We start from the raw sequence: 8,037 nt of genomic DNA on the forward strand, positions 1-8,037 counted from the left end.
CGCCGGCGAAGTATCTGGGATCATTGCCGGACAGACGGCATGGAGGCTCGATGGTGGCGGCCAATCGCGGGAACGGGGCGTCGGAGCCGAGGCTGGAAGGCCTGCTCGCAGCGTCCAGGGGCCATCCGCGCACGGCGCTGCCGACTGTGGCGAGCGTGGTGGTCACGGTGGCCGCGCTCTATTTCGGGCGCGAGGTGTTCCTGCCGATCGCCGTCGCGCTTCTGTTGACCTTCGCCATCGCGCCTGTCGTGTCCTCCCTGAAGCGCGCGGGGGTTCCGCGCATCGCGGCTGTCATCGCCAGCGTCGCCGGCGCCTTCGCCGCCCTTTCGCTGTTCTCCTTCGTCGTCGCCACCCAGGTCAGCGACCTCGCCCAGAACATCCCCCTCTACCAGATCAACATCCTGACCAAGGTCCGCGCGCTGAAGGAAAACGGCCTCGGCGGCGGCATCATCTCGCGCCTCGGCGGTGTCATCGAGCGCGTCGGCCAGGAGATCGACCGCCAGGAGCCGCAGCTGCCCTCGGCCGCCCAGGCGCCGAAGCGCGAGCCGATCCCGGTCGAGGTCGTCGCGCATGAAAAGCCGCTCGAGGTGCTGCAGAACCTGATCGGCCCGCTGCTCAGCCCGCTCGGCTCCGCCGGCCTCGTCATCATCGTCGTCATTTTCATGCTGATGGAGCGCGAGGACCTGCGCGACCGCTTCATCCGGCTGGTCGGCTATGGCGACCTCCATCGTACCACGCAGGCGCTGCAGGATGCCGGCAAGCGCGTCGGCCAGTATCTGCTGATGCAACTGGTGGTCAACATCATCTACGCCGTGCCCATCACCATCGGGCTCTGGGTGCTCGGCATCCCCAACGCGCTGCTTTGGGGCCTGCTGGCGCTGGCACTGCGCTTCGTGCCCTATATCGGCCCGATCATCGGCGCGCTGCTGCCGCTGTTCCTCGCCTTGGCCGTGGCGCCCGGCTGGTCGCTGCTGTTGTGGACCGCCGCGCTGTTCGTCGTCGTGGAGCTCGTCACCGGCAATGTCATCGAGCCGTGGCTCTATGGCTCGCATACGGGCTTGTCGCCCCTGGCCATCATCGTGGCGGCGATCTTCTGGACCTGGCTGTGGGGGCCGATCGGCCTGGTGCTGTCGACGCCGCTCACCGTCTGCCTGGTGGTGCTCGGCCGGCACGTGCCGCAGTTCGAGTTCCTCGACGTCCTGTTCGGCAACGAGCCGGTGCTGGAGCCGCATGCCAGGCTCTACCAGCGGCTCCTGGCCGGCGACCCGGACGAGGCGACCGACCATGCCGAGGAGATGCTGGAGGACAAGTATCTGTTCGAATTCTACGGCAAGGTGGCGATTCCCGCGCTGCTGCTCGGCGAGCAGGACCGGGAGCGCGGCGTCATGGATGACGCGCAGCGCCGGCAGCTTGCCGACAGCGCCTTGACGCTGGTCGCCAATCTCGACGACAGCGCCCAGCAGGAGGCCGAGGAGGAAGAAAGCGAGCAGGCGGCCGCTGCCGATGAGAAGGCAGCCGACAGCAAGGCTGGCGAGAAAAACAAGGCTAGCGAGAAAAACAAGGCTAGCGAGAAAAACCCTGGCGAAGCCAAGCCTGCCGAGGTGGAGGAAGAGGAGGTCGATTTGCCCGACGGCTCGGGCATCGCAGTGCTCTGCGCCGGCGGGCGCGGCGAGCTCGACGACGCCGCCGCCGCGATGCTGGCCCAGGTGCTGGAAGTGCAGGGCGCTTCGGTGTCGAAGGCGAGCTTTACCGAACTCGAGCCATTGGCGATCCGCCGTCTCGACCTCGAAGCCATCGATGCCGTCGTGATCGGCTTCCTCAACCGCCAATCCACCCGGCACGCGCGCTTCATGGTTCGTCGGCTGAAGCGCATCAAGGCGAAACTTCGGGTCGGCATCGTTTTCTGGTCGGAAGTCGGCAATGGCGACGTCGGGGCCGCGGCAGAACTGGCTGCCACTCTAAACGCCGACTTCGTGGCCTTCGGCATGGTCGACGCGGTCACCGGAGCGCTTTCCAGAAAGACGGCCGTCACGCTGAAGGCCGGCCACCGGCGCAGACAGCCGGCGCGCCGCAAGCAGCTGCAGGCCGCGGAGTGAAGGCGGAGCGCCCGCCAGTCGCGTGGTGTCGGCATAACGGTGGGGAAAAGAAAAACTCGCCGGACCTAACCCTGATGCCCAAACCCACAGGCCCGGCGAGATTTAAACCTGATCCCTCGATCAGGACCGGCGGGAGGACACCGGCAATCTCTTCATAGCAAGACGAGTGCCAGTCCCGAAACGGGACAGTGATGCTTAACGCCGTAATCCCTGCGGAACGTCTGTTAAGTGTTGCTAATGTGCTACAGCTTATAGGCCGCGCCAGCTTTAAAGTTGCACATGCGGACCTACGAAGCCTTGAAAGGGGGGTGCCTTGAAGAAGACCTATGAGAAGCCTGTTCTGGCGAAGCGTGAAAAGCTGAGCGTTGTCACCGCAACGCCGCCATCTTCCATTCCGACCTGATCTGGCCGGAAACCGAAAAGCCCGCCATCCGGCGGGTTTTTGATTCTGGATGCAACTCGGCCGAGCTGAACCCCGCTGATCCTCAGCTGCGGACCGTTAGGCATCCGTCGCCACATCGCCTTCCGCTGTCGTATCGCCGCGTGCAACCCATGCCGCCATCGGCTATGCCGTCGCCAGCCAATTCCGGCGAACCGAGGAGCATTCGATGACCAGACCCACCATTCTCAAATTCGGCGCCGTCGAGCATGCCGATGGCGGCGACCTGCCGGGCTGGATCGCGGTCGAGGGTTCCCCCACGATGCAAACCGCCGTGCAGCACACCACCGAGGACGGCAAGGTGATGTCCGGCACCTGGCGCGCCTCGCCCGGCACCTATCATGCCACCTACACCGACTATGAATTCGTCCACATGATCGCCGGCCGCATCATCATCACGCCCGACGGCGGCGAGCCGGTCGAGGTCGGCCCCGGCGACGCCTTCGTCGTCGAGGCGGATTTCAAGGGCACCTGGAAGATCCTCGAGCCGGTGACCAAGCATTTCGTGGTTGTGGTGGGCTGAGGCGCGGCGCCGAAGCTGCTAATCTCCCCCTCGTGGGGGAGATGGCCGCAGGCCAGAGGGGGGCGCATTGAGGCGCCGACGCCCCTCCGGTCGTCATCCTCGGGCTTGACCCGAGGATCCATGCCGTGACCTTCGCCGCGAAGCGCGGCGGTGCAGAATTCTGTACCCGTTGCAAAGCCTTAGCGTCACGGCATGGATCCTAGGGTCTGCGCGCGTCGCTTCGCTCCTTGCTCCGCCCTAGGATGACGAACGGGTGGGCGTCGTCGCCCTATCTTCCCACCTTCGACATCACCCTTTTCTCCACCTCCGGCTCCAGCGATTCCGCGAAGGGCGTGGCCATATGGTGCTGGTCGCGGAAGGCGAGCTTGCCGTCGAGGAAGGCGTCGCAAAGTCGGTGAGGTCGACGTAAGCAGCGTTGGGGATGCTGTCGACGATGTCGCGCTCAACCGTATGGCGTCGTTGGCCGTGTCGCCGCCGCGTCCCGCCATGATGGCTCGGCCGCGCTGGCGGCGATGATGCGCTGCTACGGATCGAGGTCGCGCACGGCAAGCCTGGCATTGCCGTGGGCGGCTGCGACGCCGGTGCCGGTCAGGAGGAGGACCGGCACCGGCGCCCGCGCCGCATTGGCCATCAGCCAGCCGTTGCGACGGATCGGGTTCTCGATGAGGTGGCAGGTAAGGGCGGACAGCGCCAGCGTCAGCGCGAGGCAATGAAGCCGTTCGATGGGCGTCAGCTCCGGCGCCAGCATGCCGGCATAGACGATGACCGGCCAATGCCACAGATGGATCGAATAGGAGAGCCTGCCGCTCCATTGCAAAGGCGGCAGCGCCAGGGCGGCATTCACCCAATTCCGCTCGGAATCGGGTGAGTAGCCGTCCCTGGCGCCGGCCGCTCCCGCCTTGAGCAGAAGGACCGCGCCGGCGACAGGCAGAAGCGCCAGAAAGCCGGGGAAGGGAGCGTCCTCGCTGAAGGTGAGATAAGCGGTCCCGATCATCGTCAGGCCGGCCAGGCTCAACGCCCGCCCCAGCAGCGGACGCGCCTGCAAAAGCCGCGCCGGCGCCATCGATGCGAGGCCGCCGGCGGCAAATTCCCAAGCGCGCAGCGGCGAGAAGTAGAAGGCCCAGGGCTGCGAAACGTTCGTCGGCCAGGCCCAGAGGATGAAGGAGACCAAGCCCGAGATGACGAAGAAGATGTCGACCCCGGCAAAGCCGCCCGGCAGCGCCGCCAGGCCGAAATGGCAGGCCACGACGCCCGCCACGGCCACCGCCCGCAACCCTTCGATATCGGGTCGGAAATCCTGCGCCGATGCTGACACGAATACGAACCTCGTTAATGCTCGTTCGTATCCCGCCTGAGGCAAAGCCTCGGCCCTATGCGCCGCTATCGCAATGCAACAAATCTAACGCAGTGCAACATAAGGGGAGATGGGATCCCGCAATCACGCCTTTTTCAGGAACTCCGTCTTCAGCACCAGGCCCTTGACCTGCTTGGTGTTGCATTCGATCTCGCCGGGATTGCCGTTGAGGCGGATGTTCTTCACCAGCGTGCCGCGCTTGATCGTCTCGGACGTGCCCTTGACCTTGAGGTCCTTGCTCAGCGTCACGGAGTCGCCATCCTTCAGCGGCGTGCCGTTGCTGTCTTTCACGATAGGGTCGGTCATGGCGGTCTTTCATCAATTGGATGGCCTGCGCCCGCCTATCGCGCCGGCAATGGCCTGGTCAAGCCGCGCGCTTTTCCCCGCGGACCGCAGCCCCTGAAGTCCGCGTAGGAGGCAGGCACTGCCGTGCCAGCGGCGCTAAGCCCCCAGCCCTCAGGATGGCTGGGTGGCTGTTGGCCGGGTCGTTCGCCCGCGCATTTCCCGCAATTGGCCTAGAAATGCAGGTCCAGCGGCTGCGGATAGGCCTGGCCCGGATCCCCGGTCTCCGGCGTCTGGCCCGCCAAAGGCACGATGCCGCCGGTTGCCGTCTGATCGAGCGGCGGCCGATGCTTGCCAGTCGTGGCGGCCTTTTTTTCGGTCACCACGATTTTCGTCTTGGCCCCGGCCCCTTGCGTCAGCGCGACCGAAAGGAGAAGCGCCGTCAGCGCGGATAGGACGATCTTCATGGCCGGTTTCCGTTCCTGGCTCTGCGGCCTCCTCATGGCTTGAAGCCAGATGCGTCGAGCAGCGCGACCTGCTTGCCGTCGACATAGAAGCGTATCGCATGCGCGTCGTTGTCGATGTCGATGCGGGTGGGCGACGCTCCTTGCGTGGCGGGCGTTGCCTTGACGTATTTCGACTGGAATTCCCCCTGCGGCGCGTTGATGAACAGCAGCGCCAGCGCTATGCATCCTGAAACAAACAAGATGAAGGTGAGTGTCGAAGAAGTGGTCGAAGTCATCTGAACATTCCTTCCGGATGAGGTGGCAATACGGTTTGCTCGTCGCCGGCTTTGGCCGGGATTCGGCGTCGCTCGAAATCGAGCGTGTCACAGCTCTGCGAAGGAAGGGGATGACGTGCTCAAGCCCACATTCAGCGCGTTTTTCATGACGGTCTGCCCCTTGCCCGCAGCGAGCTTAGCGCCGGCTGCCCGGGGGCAAAGGGCGGCCATGTGGAAGGGCGTGGAATTCTGCGGAATTTCCGCGGTATAGGCCTGTGGAAGGTTGGGATGCGGACATCGGGCGCAGGACGAAAGTCCGGCGCGCAGCGTCGCGACCATGCGTATCATCACGAGTCGACGCCGTGCCCGGGGGCGGCCGCGGCCAGGCATGATTCTCGGAAGGGCATGGGGTCCGAGGGGGCGCTTCGATGGCACAACATATCGCGCAGAAGCTGCGGCTGACATCGGCCCTGCTCGGCACCGTCACCCGCAAGGATCTCGCGGCGGCGTTCCGTTCCGTCAACGCCAGGACGGCATTCGATCTCGGCCGCGCCGACAAATGGCTGCAGGGCCGGGCTCAGCCGCGCGAGCAAAGCGTCTACGACGATTGGGCGAAAGTGCTGCGCCTCGAGCAGCCCGGCGCCTGGATCGCCGAGAGCGATCTGCCGAGCTTCGCGGCCGCAATCGCCGCCCGCCACGGTATTGACGCGGCGGAGCTCGAACGCCGCGCTCGCGCTCAGTCCGCTGCCTCGCCCGGACATGACGACAAAGGCATCGGACTGGCGCTCGCCGGGACCTATGCCTGGTACTCTCACGCCTGGTCGCCCTATTATCGCGGCCAGCTCATCAGGGGCCGCCTGGCGATCGAGGCGGGGCCCGGTGCGCATGCCTTCAACGCCATATATCGCGAGACATCGCCGACCGGGCAGTTGCAGTTCTCCGGGCCGGTCACGCCGGCAAAGCGCAGCCTCTATCTGCATCTGAAGGAGGTGGGCGGCGAGGCGCAGTCCTTCCTTTGCCTGTTCCCGCATACGCAGCCGGTGAGCGTGCTCGGCGGCTATATGGTCGGCACCGCCATCTTCGCCCCGGAAGCGCAGCCCTCGCTCACCAGGATCCTGTTGGTGCGCCTGCGCGATGCGCCCGCCGCCGAACAATGGGGCCCCCTGCCGCCCGGCATCTCGATCGCCGCCGACCTGGCAAGTCTCGGCATCGTCATGGAGCACCCGGAAGCGGTCGATCGCCAGCTCGGCCATTTCCTCAGCGCCGACGGCGATGGCGGCGTCAACCAGATCCCGCCGTCCGAGTTCCGCGCCATCGTCAACGTGTTCGACCGCCATTGGCTGCAGCACGCCGGCTAATTGTCCCGTGTCATTCCCGCGCGCGCAAGCGCGATCGGTTACGTTGCAAGCAGCGGCAGAACTGGAATCCGGGACCGGCCAGGAGCGGGCGGTACACTGCATGTGCCCGCCCGTCCGGCGCCGCCGCCAAGCTGCTGAAACCCCGTCCGTCCCCAACAGCAACGGTCATGGCGTGACCAGTGCTTGCGGAGTGCCATTGGCGCGGTGCCCTGTCAACGCCGTCGCCGAGGGCTCAAGAAGCGCCTTTTTAGCCGCCTTTTTCGCGCTCGAAGCACGCTTGGCAGTCATGCTGGGGCCACGGCGAAGAGCCATGAAATGGCGGAATTCCGGGCATTTCCGATGTCCAGCATACCGCGCCGCACATATATGCGTATCCGCTTGAATAAGCTGATTTTTCGCCAGACCGACTGTCCCTTCGATCCCGACTTTTTTTGGGTGCATTTCGCAGCGCGGCATCGGGCGACCGGCAGCGGCCGATTTTCCCTTGAAGCGGCATCGGAGGCTCTGTGAGCCATTTCATGATGTTCTCATGAAATGCATGGTAGAGTATGGCGCAAGCGAAGGGGGAAGTTGCGATGGCCAATCGGTTGTTCGAGATCCTTGCCAGACGGCGCGGGTGGCTGGACCGGGTCGCGTTGGGGCTGCTTGTCTTCCTGGCGACCCTGGTCGCCGCGCTGATGGGCGGCGCCAGCGCCTAAAGCAATTCCGGCAAACGGATCGACTATTCTCTGTCCGATCGCTTTGAATTCGAAGGTCGCGGGCCTGAGCCGCACCGGCCGTGATCCACCTCTCGCCGCTCAGTCCTGCAAAAGAGGAGGTGCGCCGTAGCCGCGCAGGCCGGTTCCGTTGCAGGCCTGGCAGGAAACCCGTTGTCCGGGGCAATTGTCGCGCAACGTGCCCGAGGGACAGCATGAGCTTTTCGACGCCACCTGCTTTTCACACTCGAACACCTTGCCGGCGCCCAGGCACCGGGGGCACGCGAACTTCCTGAATTCGCCCAAGCGAGCCTCCGGCTGTTGCAAAAGCGCCCGGCAACGCGCTGACCATGCCGTGGGTTCCATGAACGGCACGGTTTTTCTTGCGCGCAGTATACGTTAGTTAAGGCTAACGTTAACGAAGTGCCTCCCGCGGCGCATCGTTGGTTCCCTCGCCGCGTCAATCCCTTTCAAGGGCCGGGATTACGCGCCCCGCCGCACACCTCCTTCACCAGCCCCCGCAGCCACCGATGCGCCGGATCGGCATCGAGCCTCGGATGCCACAACAA

Annotated in this window: 11 protein-coding genes; 6 read left to right on the forward strand and 5 right to left on the reverse strand. The window is 65.1% G+C overall.

Translation table 11 applies throughout. From position 1 onward, the window contains the following. Nucleotides 1–53: 53 nt before the first annotated feature. The 3 genes from EOA27_RS12585 (at nucleotide 54) to EOA27_RS12590 (ending at nucleotide 3,058) form a co-directional block, all read left to right on the forward strand. Nucleotides 54–2,096, forward strand: a complete 2,043-nt coding sequence (locus tag EOA27_RS12585) for an AI-2E family transporter (protein ID WP_245491077.1) — start codon at nucleotides 54–56, stop codon at nucleotides 2,094–2,096. 313 nt (nucleotides 2,097–2,409) lie between these two features. Continuing rightward, nucleotides 2,410–2,499 (forward strand): putative RiPP precursor, encoded by a 90-nt coding sequence (locus tag EOA27_RS40630; protein WP_189343172.1) that lies wholly within the window; start codon nucleotides 2,410–2,412, stop codon nucleotides 2,497–2,499. 205 nt (nucleotides 2,500–2,704) lie between these two features. After that, complete coding sequence (locus EOA27_RS12590) at nucleotides 2,705–3,058, forward strand: cupin domain-containing protein (RefSeq protein ID WP_126083375.1); 354 nt, start codon at nucleotides 2,705–2,707, stop codon at nucleotides 3,056–3,058. Nucleotides 3,059–3,581: 523 nt separating this feature from the next. On the opposite strand, the gene EOA27_RS12595 is transcribed toward EOA27_RS12590, so the two are convergent. From EOA27_RS12595 to EOA27_RS12615, 5 genes are all read right to left on the reverse strand, one after another. Beyond that, on the reverse strand, nucleotides 3,582–4,373 hold the full coding sequence (locus EOA27_RS12595; RefSeq protein ID WP_126083374.1) for an acyltransferase: 792 nt from the start codon (nucleotides 4,371–4,373) through the stop codon (nucleotides 3,582–3,584). 123 nt (nucleotides 4,374–4,496) lie between these two features. Further along, the gene (locus EOA27_RS12600; protein ID WP_126083373.1) at nucleotides 4,497–4,718 is read right to left on the reverse strand and encodes an alkylphosphonate utilization protein; all 222 of its coding nucleotides are present in this window, start codon (nucleotides 4,716–4,718) and stop codon (nucleotides 4,497–4,499) included. Between the two features lie 209 nt (nucleotides 4,719–4,927). Next, complete coding sequence (locus EOA27_RS12605; protein WP_127252655.1) at nucleotides 4,928–5,161, reverse strand: hypothetical protein; 234 nt, start codon at nucleotides 5,159–5,161, stop codon at nucleotides 4,928–4,930. Between the two features lie 32 nt (nucleotides 5,162–5,193). Then, nucleotides 5,194–5,436: a hypothetical protein gene (locus EOA27_RS12610; RefSeq protein ID WP_108702863.1), complete on the reverse strand. Its 243-nt coding sequence runs from the start codon at nucleotides 5,434–5,436 to the stop codon at nucleotides 5,194–5,196. A gap of 87 nt (nucleotides 5,437–5,523) precedes the next feature. Then, a complete protein-coding gene (locus EOA27_RS12615; protein ID WP_126083372.1) occupies nucleotides 5,524–5,754 on the reverse strand; it encodes a hypothetical protein in 231 nt (76 codons plus the stop codon). 89 nt (nucleotides 5,755–5,843) lie between these two features. Here EOA27_RS12615 and EOA27_RS12620 point away from each other — a divergent pair, with 89 nt between their 5' ends. The 3 genes from EOA27_RS12620 (at nucleotide 5,844) to EOA27_RS42950 (ending at nucleotide 7,471) form a co-directional block, all read left to right on the forward strand. Further along, nucleotides 5,844–6,773 carry a hypothetical protein gene (locus EOA27_RS12620; RefSeq protein WP_126083371.1) on the forward strand — a complete coding sequence of 310 codons (930 nt, stop codon included), beginning with the start codon at nucleotides 5,844–5,846 and terminating at the stop codon, nucleotides 6,771–6,773. A gap of 315 nt (nucleotides 6,774–7,088) precedes the next feature. Further along, nucleotides 7,089–7,283, forward strand: a complete 195-nt coding sequence (locus EOA27_RS12625) for a hypothetical protein (RefSeq protein WP_126083370.1) — start codon at nucleotides 7,089–7,091, stop codon at nucleotides 7,281–7,283. 65 nt (nucleotides 7,284–7,348) lie between these two features. After that, nucleotides 7,349–7,471, forward strand: coding sequence for a hypothetical protein (locus tag EOA27_RS42950; protein ID WP_281058744.1), 123 nt, complete (start codon nucleotides 7,349–7,351; stop codon nucleotides 7,469–7,471). The last annotated feature ends 566 nt before the right edge of the window (nucleotides 7,472–8,037 follow it).

The sequence above is a fragment of the Mesorhizobium sp. M2A.F.Ca.ET.037.01.1.1 genome (assembly GCF_003998075.1).
Lineage (GTDB): Bacteria > Pseudomonadota > Alphaproteobacteria > Rhizobiales > Rhizobiaceae > Mesorhizobium.